15 protein-coding genes are annotated in these 17,837 nt (G+C 62.5%); 9 read left to right on the top strand and 6 right to left on the bottom strand.

The window, feature by feature from the left end; translation table 11 throughout:
- Positions 1 to 12 precede the first annotated feature (12 nt).
- Together CK498_RS19375 and CK498_RS19370 are read right to left on the bottom strand one after the other, a co-directional pair.
- Positions 13 to 1,026, bottom strand: coding sequence for a FecR domain-containing protein (locus tag CK498_RS19375; RefSeq protein WP_095622496.1), 1,014 nt, complete (start codon positions 1,024 to 1,026; stop codon positions 13 to 15).
- Between the two features lies 1 nt (position 1,027).
- Positions 1,028 to 1,579 carry a sigma-70 family RNA polymerase sigma factor gene (locus CK498_RS19370; RefSeq protein ID WP_095622495.1) on the bottom strand — a complete coding sequence of 184 codons (552 nt, stop codon included), beginning with the start codon at positions 1,577 to 1,579 and terminating at the stop codon, positions 1,028 to 1,030.
- A gap of 156 nt (positions 1,580 to 1,735) precedes the next feature.
- On the opposite strand from CK498_RS19370, the gene CK498_RS19365 reads away from it, so the two are divergent.
- Genes CK498_RS19365 through CK498_RS19345 form a run of 5 tightly spaced genes read left to right on the top strand, consistent with a single transcriptional unit; the run spans position 1,736 to position 8,810 of the window.
- Positions 1,736 to 2,137, top strand: coding sequence for a hypothetical protein (locus CK498_RS19365; RefSeq protein ID WP_095622494.1), 402 nt, complete (start codon positions 1,736 to 1,738; stop codon positions 2,135 to 2,137).
- A 32-nt stretch (positions 2,138 to 2,169) separates the two neighbouring features.
- Positions 2,170 to 3,627 carry a DUF3375 domain-containing protein gene (locus CK498_RS19360; RefSeq protein WP_095622493.1) on the top strand — a complete coding sequence of 486 codons (1,458 nt, stop codon included), beginning with the start codon at positions 2,170 to 2,172 and terminating at the stop codon, positions 3,625 to 3,627.
- Complete coding sequence (locus tag CK498_RS19355; protein ID WP_095622492.1) at positions 3,624 to 4,232, top strand: DUF4194 domain-containing protein; 609 nt, start codon at positions 3,624 to 3,626, stop codon at positions 4,230 to 4,232. Before CK498_RS19360 ends, CK498_RS19355 begins: the two co-directional genes overlap by 4 nt.
- Entirely contained in the window at positions 4,222 to 7,614 is a 3,393-nt protein-coding gene (locus CK498_RS19350) for an ATP-binding protein (protein ID WP_095622491.1), read from the top strand. Before CK498_RS19355 ends, CK498_RS19350 begins: the two co-directional genes overlap by 11 nt.
- Entirely contained in the window at positions 7,611 to 8,810 is a 1,200-nt protein-coding gene (locus CK498_RS19345) for a DUF3322 domain-containing protein (protein ID WP_095622490.1), read from the top strand. The genes CK498_RS19350 and CK498_RS19345 overlap by 4 nt, the downstream gene beginning before the upstream one ends.
- A 33-nt stretch (positions 8,811 to 8,843) precedes the next feature.
- Here the strand turns inward: CK498_RS19345 and CK498_RS19340 are convergent, their stop codons facing one another.
- Genes CK498_RS19340 through CK498_RS19330 form a run of 3 tightly spaced genes read right to left on the bottom strand, consistent with a single transcriptional unit; the run spans position 8,844 to position 13,029 of the window.
- Positions 8,844 to 9,536 carry a hypothetical protein gene (locus CK498_RS19340; protein WP_141246979.1) on the bottom strand — a complete coding sequence of 231 codons (693 nt, stop codon included), beginning with the start codon at positions 9,534 to 9,536 and terminating at the stop codon, positions 8,844 to 8,846.
- Between the two features lie 41 nt (positions 9,537 to 9,577).
- Positions 9,578 to 12,568: an HsdM family class I SAM-dependent methyltransferase gene (locus CK498_RS19335; protein WP_095622488.1), complete on the bottom strand. Its 2,991-nt coding sequence runs from the start codon at positions 12,566 to 12,568 to the stop codon at positions 9,578 to 9,580.
- 8 nt (positions 12,569 to 12,576) lie between these two features.
- Positions 12,577 to 13,029 (bottom strand): hypothetical protein, encoded by a 453-nt coding sequence (locus tag CK498_RS19330; protein ID WP_095622487.1) that lies wholly within the window; start codon positions 13,027 to 13,029, stop codon positions 12,577 to 12,579.
- A gap of 265 nt (positions 13,030 to 13,294) precedes the next feature.
- On the opposite strand from CK498_RS19330, the gene CK498_RS19325 reads away from it, so the two are divergent.
- From CK498_RS19325 to CK498_RS19310, 4 genes are all read left to right on the top strand, one after another.
- Positions 13,295 to 14,062 (top strand): ABC transporter ATP-binding protein, encoded by a 768-nt coding sequence (locus CK498_RS19325; RefSeq protein WP_095622543.1) that lies wholly within the window; start codon positions 13,295 to 13,297, stop codon positions 14,060 to 14,062.
- 59 nt (positions 14,063 to 14,121) lie between these two features.
- Positions 14,122 to 14,313 carry a type II toxin-antitoxin system RelB family antitoxin gene (gene relB, locus CK498_RS19320; RefSeq protein ID WP_095622486.1) on the top strand — a complete coding sequence of 64 codons (192 nt, stop codon included), beginning with the start codon at positions 14,122 to 14,124 and terminating at the stop codon, positions 14,311 to 14,313.
- Positions 14,300 to 14,593 carry a type II toxin-antitoxin system RelE/ParE family toxin gene (locus tag CK498_RS19315; protein WP_095622485.1) on the top strand — a complete coding sequence of 98 codons (294 nt, stop codon included), beginning with the start codon at positions 14,300 to 14,302 and terminating at the stop codon, positions 14,591 to 14,593. The genes relB and CK498_RS19315 overlap by 14 nt, the downstream gene beginning before the upstream one ends.
- Positions 14,594 to 14,780: 187 nt before the next feature.
- Positions 14,781 to 16,025, top strand: a complete 1,245-nt coding sequence (locus CK498_RS19310) for an MFS transporter (RefSeq protein WP_095622484.1) — start codon at positions 14,781 to 14,783, stop codon at positions 16,023 to 16,025.
- 41 nt (positions 16,026 to 16,066) lie between these two features.
- Here the strand turns inward: CK498_RS19310 and CK498_RS19305 are convergent, their stop codons facing one another.
- Positions 16,067 to 17,692, bottom strand: a complete 1,626-nt coding sequence (locus CK498_RS19305) for a cyclic peptide export ABC transporter (RefSeq protein ID WP_095622542.1) — start codon at positions 17,690 to 17,692, stop codon at positions 16,067 to 16,069.
- Positions 17,693 to 17,837 lie beyond the last annotated feature (145 nt).

The following is a 17,837-nucleotide window of genomic DNA, read 5'->3' as shown; positions in this document are numbered from 1 at the left end:
AGAGCAAAGTTTTTACTCGCTTGCCTTTGCGCCAGCCTCGATCCTGATCCAACCCGGCACGACGCGATGCGCCTGCACCGGCAGCGCGCTTTCCATCATCCTCAGGGTGCGCTCCAGGTCGTGGAGGGGGTAGGCTCCCAGCAAGGTCAGGTCGGCGACGGCGGGGTCGACCTGAATCCTGCCCCAATGGTGGTGACCAAGCTCCTCGGCGAAGGCCGACAGGGTGAGATTTTCGGCCAGTAGAATGCCGCTGGCCCAGGCCTCCCGGGCGCCTTGGGCGGCATCCGGCGGCGCAATGCCTGCACTGGAGTAGCTGGCCTGCTGGCCAGCTTCGACCACCTGCTGCTGCCCTGCCTGGTCGCCGGTGCGAATCTCCACGGCGCCTTCGAACACCGTCAACAGCTCGTCGTCTGGCCGTTCACGAGCGCTAAAACGGGTGCCCAGTGGGGTGAGCCGTGCACTGCGGGTATCGAGATACAGCGGCCGCACCGGATCCTCCCCGGTGACCACCAACACCTCGCCGGCCACCAGCACCAACCGCCGCCGCTCTGGGTCGTAGTCGACGTCGAGAGCCGAGGCGCTGTTCAGCCACACTTGGGTGCCGTCCTCCAGCACGATGCGGGTGATCTCACCCGTGGCGGTGCGATAATCGGCACCCCAACGGGCCCCCCATTGGGTTAGCGGCGTCGATTGCCATAGAATCCCCACCAGCACGGCCACCATGGCCAGGCTAGCCAAGCCGCCCAGCAGTTGGCGCCGGCCCCGCCGCCGCTGGCGAGCCTGGCCAATCACCTGGGTGGCATGCTGTCGATCCGACTCGCCGAGCTCATTGCTAAAGCGCCGACTCACGCTCTCCACTTGCTGCCACGCCCAGCGGTGGGCGTTGCTGGCTTCCCACCACGCCTGCCAGCGCTCACGCTGAGTGGGAGCGAGCCCGCCCGCCTGCCATTCGGCAAACCACTCGGCGGCCTCACTCAGCGCCTGCCGCTGCGCCGCTTCGTCAGTGCTGTGGGCATCCCCCGCCATGCTAGAGGCTGGCCTCGAACCCGGCTTCGATCAGCGCGCACTGCAGCATGGCCTGGGCCATGTACTTCTTGACCATACGCTCGGAAACGCCCAACTCCTCAGCAATCTGCCGGTAAGGCTTACCCTGCAGCTGAGAGCCCAGGAACGCCGTCGCCACCTTCTCCGGTAGCCGAGAGAGCATGCGGTCGATCTCGCATAGGGTTTCGATGACGATCTGCTGGTGCTCGACGGAGGGCAGGCCGGCATCGGCACAGGCGGCGATGGATTCCTGCCAGGCTCGCTCGATGTCGAGCCGGCGCCAGTGGTCAACGCACAGACCTTTGGCCATGCGGCTGAGGTAGGCCCTCACGCCCTCGTCGCAGTCGAAACTGCGCGGGGTTCTCATCAGCCGCACAAAGGCATCCTGGGCCAGGTCGGCAGCAGCAGCATCACAGCCCAGCCGCCGGCACAGCAAGCGCTGCAGCCAGGGCTGGTGGTGGTAATAGAGCTGGCCGAGAGAGGCCCGGCAACCGGTGTGATACGCCTGGGGGGCGACCGGCCGGTATGTCGCCATGCGCGGCTCCACGCTGTTTTCAAAAATGATTCTTATTCTTTTTCAAATATTCCGGCGTGTCAACGACTGCCCGGGTAGCTCGCTTCGGCATTTGACATAATCGCTACCAAGCACCAGAATGCAAATCAATCTCATTGAGATGCTCTATGGTGCCCTATGACCGCGGAACGCTCCCAGCTGTACTACACATGCGTTTTCCTGCACGTCTCCTTCCAGGCGATCCAGAACTCGGTGGCTACCTCACCCAAAAGAGACGACACGCCCTGCTGGCTGGATGCTCAAACGCTGCGCATGCTGCTGGGTGAGCTGCAGCGCTGCCGTCAGGAGGCGGCGCCCTTCAAAGAGGTCAACCAGCCGCTGGATACTGCGATTTACCACTGCGGTCTGCTGATGGCACAGTGCCCCGCGGCCCTCAACCGGCAACTCTGCCAGCACCATCTGTCGGCGATCATGACACCGCTCAAGGAAGCCACGGCACAACTCTCGAGTAGCACCCAGCGCACCAGCGCCGCCTCCTCATCTCCTCGCCAGCGGCTGCGTGGTTGGCTGGGTTGGTAAGTGCCGCTAGTCGTCAGGCATAATCCAGCCGCATGGACTACGACTATCTCACCAGTCTACGTAAGTACCATCCCGCTTGGCGGCTGCTGCTGGCCGACCACGCGCCGCTGATCATTGCCTTCGTGCATCGCAGTTTTATCGAGCCCAATGTGCGCAGCCTGCCGGAGCAGGAGCTGGCGGCAAGGCTGGAAGACTTTCTGTTCCACCTTCGCCAGGGGCTGGGCGAAGGGCACTTCCCCAAGCCCGCGCGGGAGTATCTGAATGACTGGGCCAGCGATGAACGCGGCTGGCTGCGACGTTATTTTCCCGCCGACTCGGACGAGCCGCATTACGACCTGATACCTGCCGTCGAGCAAGCCATTCAGTGGCTGGCCGGGCTCGAGCAGCGCACCTTCGTGGGGGCGGAGTCGCGATTGAAGCTGGTCTTCGACCTGCTGCGTGACATTTCCCAGAACAGCGAAACGGATCCCGAGACGCGCATCACGGAACTGAGCCGCCGCCGCGCCGCCATTGACGCAGAGATCGAGGAGATTCGTGCCGGCCATATGGCGTTCATGGATCCCACGCGACTACGCGAGCGCTTTCTTCAGGCCACCGACACGGCTCGGGCGCTACTGGCCGACTTCCGCCAGGTGGAGCAGAATTTTCGTGACCTGGATCGCCAGGTACGCGAACGAATCGCCACCTGGGAGGGCGGCAAGGCCGCGATACTGGAGGAGGTACTGGGCCAGCGTGATGCCATTACAGACTCCGACCAGGGCCGCAGCTTTCGTGCCTTCTGGGACTTCCTGATGTCTGCCGACCGCCAGCAGGAGCTCACCGAACTGCTGGAGACGATCCTGGCGCTGGAGCCGGTCGCCGAGCTGAACCCCGACCCGAGGCTGCGCCGCATCCACTACGACTGGCTGACCGCCGGAGAGGCGACCCAGCGCACCGTGGCCCGGCTCTCCGAGCAGCTGCGACGCTACCTGGACGACCAGGCCTGGCTGGAGAACCGGCGTATCATGGATCTGCTGCGTGGGTTGGAGCAGCACGCCCTGGCGGTGCGCGAGAACCTGCCAACCACCCCTTTCATGACCGTGGAGGCCCCCGCCCCCGACGTCCAGTTGGCCATGGATCGGCCGCTGTTCAGCCCTCCCATCAAGCCACATATCGAACAGGCGCCGCTCGAGGAGGGAACCGCGGACATCGCCGCCGACCCGCTATTCGAGCAAGTCTACGTGGACAAGGAGCGGCTGCGGGCCCGGCTACGCCAGGCGCTGCAGACCCAGCGCCAGATCAGCCTGGAGGCGCTGCTGCAGCGGCATCCACTGGAGCAGGGACTGGCGGAACTAGTGACCTGGCTGAGCCTGGCCACCGGGGAGGGACTGGGCCTCGTCGATGAAACGCAGGAGCAGGTCGTGTATTGGACCGATGACCAGGGCCAGCAGCGCCGCGCCACCCTGCCCGCGGTGATCTTCGTTAGTGGCCACCAGGGAGCCCACCCATGAACGAGACCGGCACCCCACCCAACGAGCGCGAACCGGCGCTGTCTCCGGTGTTGATCCTGCTGTTCAAAGGCGTCCTCTACCGCGATGACCAGGCCGGAGCGTGGCAGGATCTGTTGCGACTCCAGGCGCAAGTACGCGACCATGCCGGTGTATTCGGGCTGGAGCTGATCCTGGACGAAGCCGAGGGCTACGCCTATTTGCGCCAGCGCCCGACCGAGGAGGGCGAGGAGGAGCTGCCCCGCCTGGTACCACGCCGCCAGCTCAGCTATCCGGTCAGCCTGCTGCTGGCACTGCTGCGCAAGAAGCTGGCCGAGCATGACGCCACCGGCGGCGATCCGCGGCTGATTCTCTCCCGCGAGCAGATCACCGACATGGTGCGCCTGTTCCTGCCCGAAACCGGTGACGAAGTGCGCCTGATGAACCGCATGGACGGCCATATCAAGCGTGTCGTGGAGCTGGGGTTCCTGCGCCGGCTGCGCGGTCAGGAGGAGCGCTTCGAGGTGCGCCGCATTCTCGCCGCCTTCGTCGACGCCCAGTGGCTCGCCGAGTTCGACCAACGCCTGGCAGACTACCGCCAGCACCTGGATAACGACGATGACGGATAACCCGCAGAACGCGCTGTTCGACTTCGCCGGCGGCGACTCGCACACCGGGTTTCGGCTCCAGCGCCTGGAGGTCTACAACTGGGGGACCTTTCATCAGCGAGTCTGGCACCTGGCACCGAATGGCGAGACCAGCCTGCTCACCGGCGACATCGGCTCCGGCAAGTCGACGCTGGTAGACGCCATCACCACCCTGCTGGTACCCGCCCAGCGCATCACCTACAACAAGGCCGCCGGCGCCGAACAGCGCGAGCGTAGCCTGCGCTCCTACGTGCTTGGCTACTATAAGACCGAGCGCAGCGACGGCGCCCTGGCCGCCAAGCCCGTTGCCCTGCGCGACTTCAATAGCTACTCGGTGATTCTCGCGCAGTTCTACCATGCCGGCTACGACCAGCATGTCACCCTGGCCCAGCTGTTCTGGCTGCGCGACAGCCAAGGGCAACCCGCTCGCAGCTATGTGGTCGCCGACCGACCGCTGACCATCACCGAGGACTTCGCCAACTTCGGCAGCGACCTCAACGCCCTGCGCAAACGCCTGCGCCAGCTGCCCCAGGTGGAGCTGTTCGACCACTTCCCGCCCTATGGGGCGGCGTTCCGCCGGCGCTTTGGTCTCGACAGCGAGCAGGCACTGGAGCTGTTCAACCAAACGGTCTCGATGAAATCGGTCGGCAATCTCACCGAGTTCGTGCGTGGGCATATGCTGGAGGCCTTCGCGGTGGAGGAGCGCATCGACGCGCTGATCCGTCACTTCGAGGACCTTGACCGCGCCCACCAGGCGGTGCTCAAGGCGAAAGCGCAGATCAACGCCCTGCAGCCGATGGTCGACAACCTGGACCGCTACGCCGAGGCCAGCGACCAGGCCCGGGAGCTCACCGCCTGCCGCGAGGCGCTACAACCCTGGTTCGCCGGGATCAAGGCACAGTTGCTTGAGCAGCGGCGGGAGAAGCTGGAGCGGGAGCTGGAACGGCTGGCCTCGCGTATTGAGGCGCTGGCCAGCGAGCAACAGCACAACCAGGCCAAGCGCGACGAGCTGAAGCAGGCCATTGCCGACAACGGCGGCGACCGCCTGGAGCAACTCAAGCGACAGATCAAGGATCAGGGCGAGCGGGCCGATGAGCGCCGCCGGCGGGCCGAGGAGTACCAAACGCTTACCCAGCGCCTGGCGCTGGACCCACTGGGCGACGAGGCGGTGTTTGTGGAGAACCGCCAGCGGGTGGAACACGCCCTCGAGACCCTGGAGGACCGCAAGGCCGAGGCCCAGAACGCGGTAACCGAGGCGGCGGTCGCCTTCCGCGATGGCCGCGAGGGTGTCGAGGAGGTCGAGCGCGAGCTGAACTCCCTACGCCAGCGTCGCTCCAACATCCCTGCCGCCATGCTGGCATTGCGTGAGCGGCTGTGCGAGAGCACCGGGCTGTCAGTGGAGTCGCTGCCCTTTGCCGGTGAGTTGATCCAGGTGCGTGATGAAGAGCGCGACTGGGAGGGCGCCATCGAGCGCGTGCTGCACAATTTCGGCCTGTCGCTGCTGGTGCCGGATGCACACTATCAGGAGGTCGCCGAGTGGGTGGACCGCACCCACCTGCGTGGACGCCTGGTCTACTACCGGGTGCGCGAGCCGAAAGGCGCCGGCCTGCCGCAGCTGCACCCGGACTCCCTGGTGCGCAAGCTCGCCGTACGGCCAGACTCCGACTTCTACGCCTGGCTGGAACAGGAGCTCGCCCGCCGCTTCGACTACGCCTGCTGCCGCGACCTGGCGCAGTTGCGCCGCGAGCAACGCGCCATCACCCGTAGCGGCCAGATCAAGGCCAAAGGCGAGCGACACGAGAAGGACGACCGCCACGCCATCAATGACCGCGCTCGCTACGTGCTGGGCTGGAGCAACGAGGCCAAGATCGCCGCCCTGGAACAGCAGCAGTATCAGCTGCAGCAACGGCTACAGCATCTGGCCGACACCCTGAGCCAGGCCCAGGAGATCCAGAAGCAACTGGAAACCCGCGGCACCCTGCTCCACCGGATCGATGTCTACCGCCACTTTCAGGAGCTTGACTGGCACACCCCGACGCTGCTCATCCAGCGACTCGAGGAGGAGCGCCAGTCGCTCGAGGCGACCTCGGATACGTTGCGCCTGCTCCAGCAGCAGCTCGGCGACTTGGAAGCAGAGCTCAAGGAGCAGGACGCGCGCCTGACCGGGCTGCGCGACGAACGCGCCACTGCACGGCTCAAGTACGATCAGGCCGGTGAGGCCCAGGCCGAGGCCGAAGCCCTGGTGGAGCGTACCGCTGCCACGGTGCGCGAAAGCGACTTTCCCCGCCTCGACGCGCTACGCCCCGAGGCCCTGCCCGAGCGGCGCCTGACCGTGGAGTCCTGCGACAATGCCGAGCGGGAGATGCGCACTTGGCTTCAGGGGCGCATCGACGCCGAGGAGAAACGCCTCAAGCGCCTCGGCGAACGCATCATCGACGCCATGCGTAGCTACCAGACCGAGTGGCCACTGGAGACCCGCGAGGTGGATGTCAGCATCGCCTCCGGCGACGAATACCGCGGCATGCTCGAGCAGCTGGTCGGTGACGACCTGCCGCGCTTCGAAGCCGACTTCCGCAAGCTGCTCAAGGAGAACACCATCCGCGAGGTGGCCGGCTTCCAGGCCAAGCTCAACCAGGAGCGCGAGCTGATCCGCGAACGCATCGATACTATCAACCGCTCGCTGCACGCCATCGACTACAACCCCAACCGCTATATCCGCCTGCAGGCCGAACCGACCCCGGACCCCGAGGTACGCGAGTTCCGCGAGTCGCTGCGCGCCTGCACCGAAGGGGCGCTGACCGGCTCGGAAACCGAGGAGTACTCCGAAGCCAAATTCCTGCAGGTCAAAGCCATCATCGAGCGCCTGCGCGGGCGGGAGGGCCAGACCGAGCCCGACAAACGCTGGACACGCAAGGTCACCGATGTGCGCAACTGGTTCGTCTTCTCCGCCTCGGAACGCTGGCGAGAGGACGACGCCGAGCACGAGCACTATACCGATGCCGGCGGCAAATCCGGTGGCCAGAAGGAAAAGCTCGCCTACACGGTGCTGGCCGCCAGCCTGGCCTACCAGTTCGGCCTCGAAACGGGCGGGCAAAGTTCACGTTCATTCCGCTTCGTGGTCATCGATGAAGCCTTCGGCCGCGGCTCCGACGAATCCGCGCGCTACGGCCTGGAGCTGTTCCAGCGGCTCAATCTGCAGTTGCTGATCATCACTCCGCTGCAGAAAATCCATATCATCGAGCCCTTTGTGGCCAACGTGGGCTATGTGCACAACGACGGCGGCCAGCACTCCATGGTGCGCAACCTCAGCATCGAGGAGTATCGCGCCGAGCGCGCCGCCCGCAACATGATAAGCGCGTCATGAGCTGGAGTACCCCCGCCACCATCCGCGCGCAACTGGAAAAGGCCTGGGACAGCGGCCGCCTTCTCGCCGCCCGGATGTCCGGCGAATCGCTGTTCCCCCTGGAGATCCGCCTGCGCCGCCCCAGCGCACGTGATATTACCGAGCGCTTTGGCGCGGTGATGGACTGGGTGAACGAGCTGAGGGAGCAGAGCCAGGAGAGACGCGGCTACGGCTACGACCTGCGCTGGCAGCAGGTCAACAACCGGGTCCACGGCAGCAACGCCATTCCGGTGGCAGCGGTGATCCCCGATGAGGCCCAGGCGCTGCGCCTGATTGGTCGCCAACAGGATGCCCAGCGCTTCCAGGCCCTGGCCGACACCCTGCTCCACCACCATCCCGAGCTGCGGGATTGGATAGCGCGCCGCCCCCTCAGCGTGCTACGCCACGCCGACGACTGGCCACGCCTGCTGGCCGTGTTGGCGTGGTTCCTGGCCAATCCGCGGCCGGGGCTCTACCTGCGCCAATTGGATATCCCCGGCGTCGACACCAAGTTCATCGAAACTCGCCGGAGCCTGCTCGTCGAGCTGCTGGATGTGGTGCTACCGGCGACCGCCATCCAGCGCGATGCCAGCGGCGTCAAGGGCTTCGCGCGTCGCTATGGCCTGCGCACGGAAGCGCCACAGACCCGCTTTCGCCTACTCGACCAGGCGCTGGCCATCCACGGTATGCGCGATATCGCGGTTCCGCCGGAGGAGTTCGCCGGGCTGAACCTGCCGGTGCGGCGCGTGTTCATCACCGAGAACCGCACCAATGGCCTGGCCTTCCCCGACGCCGCCGGTAGCCTGGTGATCTTCGGGCTGGGCTATGGCCTGGAGCGGCTGAGAGAGATCCCCTGGCTGCACGATACCGCCATCTGGTACTGGGGCGACATCGATACCCACGGCTTCGGCATCCTCAACCGCCTGCGTGCCGGCCTGCCCCATGCGCGCTCCCTGTTGATGGACCGCGCCACCCTGATGGCCCACCAACCTCTATGGGGCCAGGAGCCCGAGGACAAGCGCTACACCGGCCACCCCACCCGGCTTACCGCCGACGAGCAGGCACTGTTCGAGGAACTGCACGCAGACCGCTTGGGCGAGCGGGTGCGACTAGAGCAGGAGCGTATCACCTTCAGCGCCGTCGAGCGTGCGGTGGCGGCAACCGAAGGCGTGACATAAGGGAGTGTTGATGTGCGCCGCTATCCTCCAGCGCTACCGGACGTGACACCGGGTAGGCTCGCAAGGCGCTACGGGCCTAAGCCAAAGGTGGTGCAGGGTGATAGGAGAGCTTTCATCAGGGCACGGCGAAGTGCTCGCTCCACGCCGATGGACGCTACCGTAAACGTCGTCTCCCGCTGGGGTCTTCCCCAGGTGCCTCAAGCCTTCCTCGACATGATATGCCTTACGGCCAGCATCGTGGTTAAGTACATACGCCAACCCTTCGGGTAGTGGGCAGATATTGCGAACATACCCCAGCATGATGGCGCGATCCACGGCCCAAGCGTAATCCTCCCTGACGAACCGACTGATACCTGCCTTGCAATAGGTGCTACCAACCGGATGTTTCGAATCGATGGGCTTGCACTCGACGAAGATCGCTGCCATGGCACTGCTTCGCGTATCCAGTAGCCCTCTTAGCGGGCGAAAGGCGAGATCGGGCTGGTTATCGCGCTTGTCCCCTGCTCGGTTAGCCAAATTGCCTTCCCGAACCGGGAGCTGAAACAGTGAAAATCCTTGAATGGTATCCGGCTCATTGGTGTAGAGATCATCCAGGATCATATAGAGCCGTTCGGTGATCGTATCTTCCTCTTCCCCGCAGATGGCAAACTGTCCATTGTCGACCTGTTCGAGCAGAAGTCGCCAAGCGTGAGCAAGGGTATTCTGAACCACCACCATAAGAGACATGGGAATCTCGCAGGGGCTTCCGGCCACTCCACCCCCTGTCATCAGTCCTCGCATTGCTGACTGAGCTCCTCTAAACGTGCCCCAAATTCCCAGATCAGCTCTGATGCCAGCAGCCGGGCCTGGCTCTGCGTCCAGTATCGGTAGCGGTTGAGCAAGCCCACGATCAGACTTGACTGATCTGCGCTCAGCAAGGTGATTCGACTAACACCGAGGCCACCCGCCTGATTAACCCACTGCTCGGGAAGTCCAGGTGGTGGGGCTGCTTCGTCCAAGGAAATGGAAAAGAAACGCCAAGGCAGAGCCTCACTTGCGCTGTTGAGCGACTGCACCCGTACACTATGCCCCCCAACTTCAAAGACAGCGGCCAGGTCTTTTTCCAGGCTATCAATGAATATTTGGGCCTGCTGTTTCGAAATATGAGCTAGACCTCTGTCACGTGCAGAGGCGTAGGGGGCATTGATCGCCAGGGTATCGGACACGACTTGCTGATCAGCCAACGACAACCCATAGAGTTGCGCCACGCTGCGATCCAACATTGGCCAGTCAGGTTCATTGTCGATCAGCTGCTGAGCACAAATTGCTATGGACTGGCGCTGCTCATTTGACAGAGTCTCCGGTGGAATAAACGGGAAGCGGTCGATATCCAACACCTGAAAGGCTTCACGCTCGACACCAAACTTTCCACTCGTCATCAGCGCAGCGTATTCAAATAATTGGCTATGAATGGCGACCAACAGATAGCGAATCAGAAAATCGCCTTGTGGATGCTCTGCACCCGAATAGCCGCAGAACGACTCCGAGTAAGCAAGATCAGAGTCGCTTATCAAGGCTCGACCGCGCCCGCGATCTTGTCGACTTGCCTCTCTGACGAGTAGCAATGGAGCTTTATAAATTTCAGGAGCCCTAGTGCGGTGAAGTCCACGCGGAATATAGCCATCCAGCGTCTGATTGAGCACTCTAAATGGGTGGCGGTCATAATCCGCCTGCAATTCTGGCTTTCCATCTAGAAAGGTATCGTCTTGGGCGCGGCTGGCCACCTGAAAGCCTCGTCCTTTGTTAAGCCCGGAGCTCGCCTTCCAATAATCGCCTATCGTAGACTTCGCACGCTGCTTGATCTTGTTGACAATGGCCATATCCAGCACCGTGCCGCGATACAGAGTCTTCAGTGCAGCCGGGGTGCTCATCACCAGACTAAAAGCCACTGGGCTGGCATCACTAGCATCGACCCTCAACAGACCCTTATCATTCAAATCCGGCTCATAGTGCGGGCTGACGAAAACGAATTGGTCATTCGGTTCCGGCAACACATTGTCGGCAAACAGCAAGCAAAACGGCTGATCCACACTGGGCCAGACCTGGGTTTGTCGCAACGCGGCGCCATTGAGTATGCCCGTAACCTTCAACGCTTCGAACAGTGCATTGCGGGCGGCAACGCCCTTTGAGGACTGCTTGAACAGCCAGCGACCGGCCAGTGCCAGGGCTATTCGACCACCAGGCTTGGCCCACGCCATGGCTCCCCAAACGAAAGGCAGGTCAGGCACACGATCCGGATTATGGTAGTTGGCTGCAATCTTATCCAGGCCGCGCCGGGCAGCCACCTCACGGCACCGCCGGGTAAAAATGCAGTCAATGGCGCCGTATTTCACGCTCAGGCTAGTCCAAGGGGGATTGCCAATCACCACATCGAAAGTGTCACGGTAGTGATCGAATACATGGTCGCCCAGGCTTCCTGCCATGGGTACCAACTCACCGGTTTGGCTGCCCGGGTCGGCGACATCAATCAGGGCGCTGCCTTCCAGTTTCTTGAAGCGCAGTGCTTCCACCGGCGCCGGATGTGGGTCAAGCTCCAGCGCGGTGAGGTATAAAGCCAATGCCGCCAGGGTGCGTGCATGGCCATTGGTATCGAAACCTACCACTTGTTGATGGAGAATTCCCCGGATCTGCTCACGTGTTGGCCGCTCGCCAGTTTCACGAAAGCGTAGTTCCACCAGCTTGCGCAACCCCGCCACTAAAAACACGCCAGCGCCGCAGGCAGGATCCAGCAGCCGCGCTTCCGAACCCTCCGGAAGCCCGTGAAACGCCTCTTCTGCCATATATTCGGCGATGTGATAGGGCGTGTAATAGACACTGGTGGCGTGACGCGCCGATTTATCGAAACGATGAATCAGTTCTTCATAGGTCTCGCTCAACAGACCGATGGGTAGATGGTCGAAGTCCAGATCCCCCCACGCCAAGCGTCGTTGTGACACCCCCGGTTCAATGGCAGTATCGAGTGTCAAGATTGCACTCAAGGGTTGCGTGACGGCCTGTCCGTGTTGTTGAACAAGCTGACGAAAATAAGCAGCGTAATCCGTTTCGGGGAGTGCGAGGAGATCACCATTAAAAGTGTTATCCAACCAGAGGTTTGTCTCTGCCAGTGTGGCGTCGTTGCTCATACAGGCATCCAGCGATGCAGCACTGGGCGCGATTTTCGGCAGATGGTCAGGCAGTACGATCTTGCGCCCAATCAAGTAACGCAGGAAAAGCGCTCGCCCGGTCAGGGCGATGGCCTCGTGAGTCGATACGCCAAGGCCACGTAGCGCTTCACCGGCATCAGTCATCAAGTCGAGTAGCGCATCGCGTAGACGTAGCGTGGCGGGCGGGGCAAGGCTTTCCCCCTGCGCTAGCCTTGGGAGAATGCTCGGGGCCTCCTGGGAGTCTCGCGAAAACCAGACGGGTTCGACAGCAGCAGCAGGCTGCAAGTCAGTGGCATAAATATCCAGTCGGCCCGGCTTCAATACCCCCAGCCAGGCAGGCTCACCACGCATGGCCAGGGTTCGCTGAAGTCTCGTAATCGGCACATCGTCGTGACGCAAACGGGCTTGATCGACAACATAGAGTAGCGCTTGAGCCTGCTGCTCGACCACATAGTCGACCAGTGGCGTTTGGCGATTCCGCACCAGATCGGTGTATCTCAGGCGTCGAACATCCTGCTCGTCGTGCAGATCAACGCAGCTCTCGCTAGGTGCACCGAATTCAAGTAACACATCCATAAGCCAGCCTATTGGCGCCCCGACTTGACGTTCGTGATCAAGGGAAGCTCCTGCTGCGGTGGGGTGAGCCCCAGGTAGAGATCGATACGCTCACGCTCCCTGGCCATATCAATCACCCAACCGGGGCTGGCGATGCTCTCCTGCACCGAACGTACGAATCCTTCGCCCCACGGGATGAAGACCCACTCTTCCAGCGGCGCTTGGCGTGGCGCGCTGACATAATGGTGGACAGCGGCTGAAATGCTGCCCATATTCCCGCGCTTCATGCCGAAAGCCTCTTCGAGCGTTTGCAACACGGCAAACGTCAGCAGATCGGCCTTCGTATAGCGTCGCGCGCTTCTCTCACGCGTCGGTATGTCGGAAAAAGGTGGCAACTGCGCCCATGTGTGCAGCCTTGAGCGGCTAATACCGCCCAAGGCGGCACAAACATCCTTGGCGGTGAAAGACTTGGTAGCAGACATGATTCCACCCTTTGTTCCAAGGTCGAAGCAAAACTGCTTTCAGTGTAAAACAGATTTGCTCCGAACGACACTCCCTGTTGCCCTACGCATGTTCAACCGACCAGGAGGGGGTAAAGCCCGCCAAATCGCGGCTGCCAAGCACGCTCTCCAGCACAGCCTTCGCGCGTTTCTTCGGCTATCCGCCCAAGGCAGTCAAACACGGTAGATAAAGACAACGATTCTCGTTTACTCTATGGGAATCGACTACCCGCGCAAGGAAACCATCATGTTCGAGGTCAAGGGCGCTACCTTCGAGGTCAACGGCACCTGTCTGCTCCATCCCGTGGAGCACCGTTTCGAGGAGGGAAAGATCTACGGCTTGATCGGCCATAACGGCTCGGGGAAATCGACCCTAATCAAGCTGCTCGCCCAACAGCAGCCCGTCAGCCAAGGCGAGGTGCTGCTGGATGGCCGCCCCGTGCGTGACTGGGGCCAGCGCGAGTTCGCCCGCCGGGTGGCCTATCTGCCCCAGCACCTGCCTAGCGCCGAGAATCTCATCGGCCGCGAGCTGATCAGCTTCGGGCGCTACCCCTGGCATGGGCTACTGGGCCGCCACACCCAAGAGGACAAGGCCGCTGTCGAGCGCGCCATCGAACTCAGCCATACCGAGGACTTCGCCGACCGGCTGGTGGACACCCTATCCGGCGGCGAGCGCCAGCGGGTGTGGCTGGCCATGCTGCTGGCCCAGGAGAGTCGCTTCCTGCTCCTCGACGAACCGCTGGCCGCACTGGATATCTCCCATCAGATGGAAGTGCTGGCACTGATCCGCAAGCTGTGCGACGAACTCAAGCTATGCGTGATCATCGTGCTCCACGACATCAACATGGCCTCGCGCTACTGCGACGAACTGCTCGCCCTGCACAGCGGCCGGGTGCTGGCCCACGGCTCCCCCGAAGAGATGATGACCGACGCCACCCTGGAAGCGATCTACGGTTTGCCCATGCAGGTCATGCCCCACCCCAACGGCGAGCATCGCATCGCCGTGGCGTGCTAGGTACACCAGACACATCCGATAAGATGGCGTAAACTGGGGACAATGGAAGAGGAGCGGATATGAGCACACGACTAGATCCTCTTGTCTCTGAGTTCGAGACTCAAGAACAAGCAGAGCGCTATGATCGCTGGTTTCGTGAGCGCGTCCAGCGCAGCATGGATGATCCACGCCCCACGATCGCACATGACGATGTGATGGCCGAGATGCGAGCCTTGGTGGAGTCCAAGCGTCGCCGCCATGCTAACGATTGAGTGGAAACCCCAAGCTCGCGAGTCGTTGTGGACCATTCTCAATTACCTGAGTGACCGCAATCCTTATGCGGCGCTAGCGCTTCAAGAGGTGATCGAGGAGACGGTACAGGCGCTGCCTCAACACCCTTACCTATACCGTCACGGCCGTGTCCCTGGTACTCGAGAAGCCGTCGTGCATCCTAACTACCTGGTGGTCTATCGCATTACCACCGAGCATGTCGCTATCATCGATGTGGTGCATACTCGGCAGCGTTACCCCAAGCTAGATACATCACAGTAGTAGGTCGCCAACGGCGCCATTTGCCGTGAAATCCGCAACACATTTGCACGAATGATTCTTATTCACATACAATGCCCTGCAAAAGCACGCGCAGGGCATCGGGAGCACCATAGCAAGCAAAAACCCACACCTCCTGAACCATCCCCGCCCGCACGAACGGACAGTACGCGTCAGGAGAACAATCCACATGGCTTCACCAAGCCCCGACTCCCCCCAGCCACCGGCTGCCGCGGGAAGCGCCCATCGCTCCCTGCCGAGAAGCATCTGGGTACTCGGGATGGTGTCGATGTTCATGGATATCTCGTCGGAGCTGGTCCATAGCCTGCTGCCGATCTTCATGACCAGCGTGCTTGGCGCATCCATGCTGACGATCGGAATCATCGAAGGTGTCTCTGCCGCGACTGCCGCGGTCACCAAGGTTTTTTCCGGGGCGATCAGCGATTTCTTTCGCAGGCGCAAGTTTCTCGTCGTGCTCGGTTACTCACTGAGCGCACTTACCAAACCGGTATTTCCGCTCGCACCGACGGTCGAGTGGGTATTCGGGGCACGCTTCGTCGACCGCATCGGCAAGGGTATCCGCGGCGCCCCGCGTGACGCTCTGGTGGCCGATATCGTCCCCCCACGGCTGCGGGGGGCAGCTTACGGCCTGCGCCAATCCCTGGATTCTGTCGGTGCCTTTCTCGGTCCGCTGCTGGCGGTGCTATTCATGCTCTGGCTCGCCGGCGATGTCCAACTCGTGCTGTGGGTGGCGGTGGTACCGGCGCTCATCGCGATGCTGCTGACATTCACGGTGCACGAGCCCACCTCTCCAGAACATCCCCCAGGCGCCCGAAAGCGCCTGACACTGGCACACGCCACACGCCTGCCACTGCGTTTCTGGCTGGTGGTTGCGTTGGGGGCAGTATTCATCCTGGCACGCTTCAGCGAGGCGTTTCTGATCCTCCGCGCCCAGGATGTCGGGCTCACCATTGCCTACGTACCCGCGATCATGATCATCATGAATATCGTCTACGCCGGATTCGCCTACCCGGCGGGGATCGCGGCCGACCGGTTGTCGTCACGAGCGCTGCTGCTGTTGGGGCTGGCGGCACTGATTGTCGCCGACATCATACTGGCCATGGCGCTATCATCGTGGGCGGTATTCCTTGGCGCCGCATGCTGGGGCCTGCATATGGCCCTTACCCAGGGATTGCTCTCCAAGCTTGTTGCCGATAACGCACCTGCCGAGCTGCGCGGTACCGCCTTCGGCATATTCAACCTGGTGAGTGGGGGCGCGCTACTGCTGGCAAGCATCATTGCCGGGACCTTGTGGAGCCTGTTCGGCGCCCCGGCCACCTTCATCGCGGGGGCATCGTTCGCGGCAGTCGCCGCCGCGGGCTTGCTCCTTTACCGCCCGGCAACACGAACCGCTGCCGGTGGGGCAGCCACTTGACGCAGCATGAGCCGGCGCTCAAGTAGTAATGATAATTCTGATTACACCACCTCCGCTCCAGCCACCGCTTCGGCTGCCAACAGCTTGCCGCTTTCCAGCCGCACCAGCCGGTCAGCGAGGGGGAAGTAGCGGTCGTCGTGGGAGATCACCAGCACTGCCTTGCCCATGCGTTTCAACTCCGGCAACACCTCGCGGTAGAACACCTCCTTGAATAGCGGCTCCTGATCCGCCGCCCACTCGTCGAAGACCAGGAAGGGGCGATCCTCCAGATAGGCCACCACCAGCGCCAGGCGTTTGCGCTGGCCCTGGGACAGCGCCTGGGTGGAGAAGGCGCCGTTCTCGACCCGTACCTTGTGCTGCAGATGCAGCTTGGCCAACAGGCGGTTGCCCTCCTCGTCGAGATCGGCACGCGGCGCCTCCAGCAGCCGCTCGAACAGATGAAAGTCGGAGAACACCACCGAGAACAGCTGCCGATAGGCATCGCGATTATGCGCCTCGATGCGCTCGCCATTGAGCCATATCTCACCGCCTTCCGGTGGGTAGAGCCCCACCAGCAGCTTGGCCAGGGTGGTCTTGCCGCTGCCGTTGCCGCCCACCAGGAAGACGATCTCACCGGGCTCGAAGGTCAAGTCGATGGGCCCCAGCTCGAAGACGTCGTCGCTCTGCTCATGGTAATAACCGTGGGTGACCCCCTTCAGCACCAGGCGCTCCAGCCTGGTCGGTGCGGTGCCCTCGGCAGTGCCCTCCATCCCGGGCATATCCGCGGTGAGCTCGCCGATACGCGTGGCCGAGACACGCGCCAGATTGGCGCGAGGGATGTTCATCAGCAGCGCCTCCAGCGGCGTCACCATGAACACGAACACCAGAGCGAAACCGGTCATCACCCGGGTCTGATCCGGACCACCGCCCACCAATACGAACAGCACCAGGCCAATGAAGGCATAGATCAGGAACTGCCCCCAACTGGTCGAGACCACGAACAGCGACATGCCTCGGGTGCGCAGGCGCCGCACGCCGTCGATGGAGGCCTCCAGCACCTCGCCGATAAAGGCACCGCGCTTAGGCCGGTTAAGGCGTAGCTCCTTGGCGCCGTCGGTGAGAGCGCGGAAGTGGCCGAACAAGCGGTCCTGCTCGGACGATGCCTGATCGAGCAAGCGAATCGCCCGCAGGTGCGCCAGGTGGTAGCCGATGGACCCCAGACCGATCACGGCGATGGCCATCAAGAAGATCTGCCAGGAGAGCAGCGCCAGGTAGCAGAGGCAGCCTACCACCACCACCGTATTGGTCAGGATCACCGGCAGGCTGACGAAGAACTGCGCCACATTGGTGCTGTGCTCCGACAGCGCTGACTGCACCCGGGCACTGCCCACCCGCTCGAGATGACGATAGTCGGCGGCGGCGACACGCCTGGAGATGAAGCGGCGCAACTCCGCCAGAGCGTGCTGGCCCAGGCGTTCAAACAGCACTGCAGACGACATGCGGCTCAGCATCAATGCCACCGCTACGGCGGCAAAGAGCCAGGCGATACCAGCACGGTTTTCCGCATCGCTGGTCAAGGCGGCGTTGATCTGCGCGATCAACAACACGCTGCATAGCCCTGCGGCAACGCTGGCCAGGGTAGCGGCCAGCATCAATCCACGGGAACGACGAATCAGATAGGCGAGCACAGCGACCTCACTCGGATGGGGCATTTCCTTAGATGACGAGCGACACGCCAGAAAAGTTATCGACCGACGTCCCAAAAATTAAACAAGGCGCATTCTCATTCGTCATCAGAGTGAGCAGGCCACTTGCCTACGCGAGCCCATGACA

It is taken from the genome of Halomonas salipaludis, assembly GCF_002286975.1.
Classification (GTDB): domain Bacteria; phylum Pseudomonadota; class Gammaproteobacteria; order Pseudomonadales; family Halomonadaceae; genus Franzmannia; species Franzmannia salipaludis.
This window is presented reverse-complemented; position numbering and strand designations above follow the sequence as displayed.

Excerpts from the sequence above, each read along its gene's own strand:
- CK498_RS19375 (WP_095622496.1), bottom strand. The coding sequence starts at position 1,026 with ATGGCGGGGGATGCCCACAGCACTGACGAAGCGGCGCAGCGGCAGGCG.
- CK498_RS19370 (WP_095622495.1), bottom strand. The coding sequence starts at position 1,579 with ATGGCGACATACCGGCCGGTCGCCCCCCAGGCGTATCACACCGGTTGC.
- CK498_RS19365 (WP_095622494.1), top strand. The coding sequence starts at position 1,736 with ATGACCGCGGAACGCTCCCAGCTGTACTACACATGCGTTTTCCTGCAC.
- CK498_RS19360 (WP_095622493.1), top strand. The coding sequence starts at position 2,170 with ATGGACTACGACTATCTCACCAGTCTACGTAAGTACCATCCCGCTTGG.
- CK498_RS19355 (WP_095622492.1), top strand. The coding sequence starts at position 3,624 with ATGAACGAGACCGGCACCCCACCCAACGAGCGCGAACCGGCGCTGTCT.
- CK498_RS19350 (WP_095622491.1), top strand. The coding sequence starts at position 4,222 with ATGACGGATAACCCGCAGAACGCGCTGTTCGACTTCGCCGGCGGCGAC.
- CK498_RS19345 (WP_095622490.1), top strand. The coding sequence starts at position 7,611 with ATGAGCTGGAGTACCCCCGCCACCATCCGCGCGCAACTGGAAAAGGCC.
- CK498_RS19340 (WP_141246979.1), bottom strand. The coding sequence starts at position 9,536 with ATGTCTCTTATGGTGGTGGTTCAGAATACCCTTGCTCACGCTTGGCGA.
- CK498_RS19335 (WP_095622488.1), bottom strand. The coding sequence starts at position 12,568 with ATGGATGTGTTACTTGAATTCGGTGCACCTAGCGAGAGCTGCGTTGAT.
- CK498_RS19330 (WP_095622487.1), bottom strand. The coding sequence starts at position 13,029 with ATGTCTGCTACCAAGTCTTTCACCGCCAAGGATGTTTGTGCCGCCTTG.
- CK498_RS19325 (WP_095622543.1), top strand. The coding sequence starts at position 13,295 with ATGTTCGAGGTCAAGGGCGCTACCTTCGAGGTCAACGGCACCTGTCTG.
- relB (WP_095622486.1), top strand. The coding sequence starts at position 14,122 with ATGAGCACACGACTAGATCCTCTTGTCTCTGAGTTCGAGACTCAAGAA.
- CK498_RS19315 (WP_095622485.1), top strand. The coding sequence starts at position 14,300 with ATGCTAACGATTGAGTGGAAACCCCAAGCTCGCGAGTCGTTGTGGACC.
- CK498_RS19310 (WP_095622484.1), top strand. The coding sequence starts at position 14,781 with ATGGCTTCACCAAGCCCCGACTCCCCCCAGCCACCGGCTGCCGCGGGA.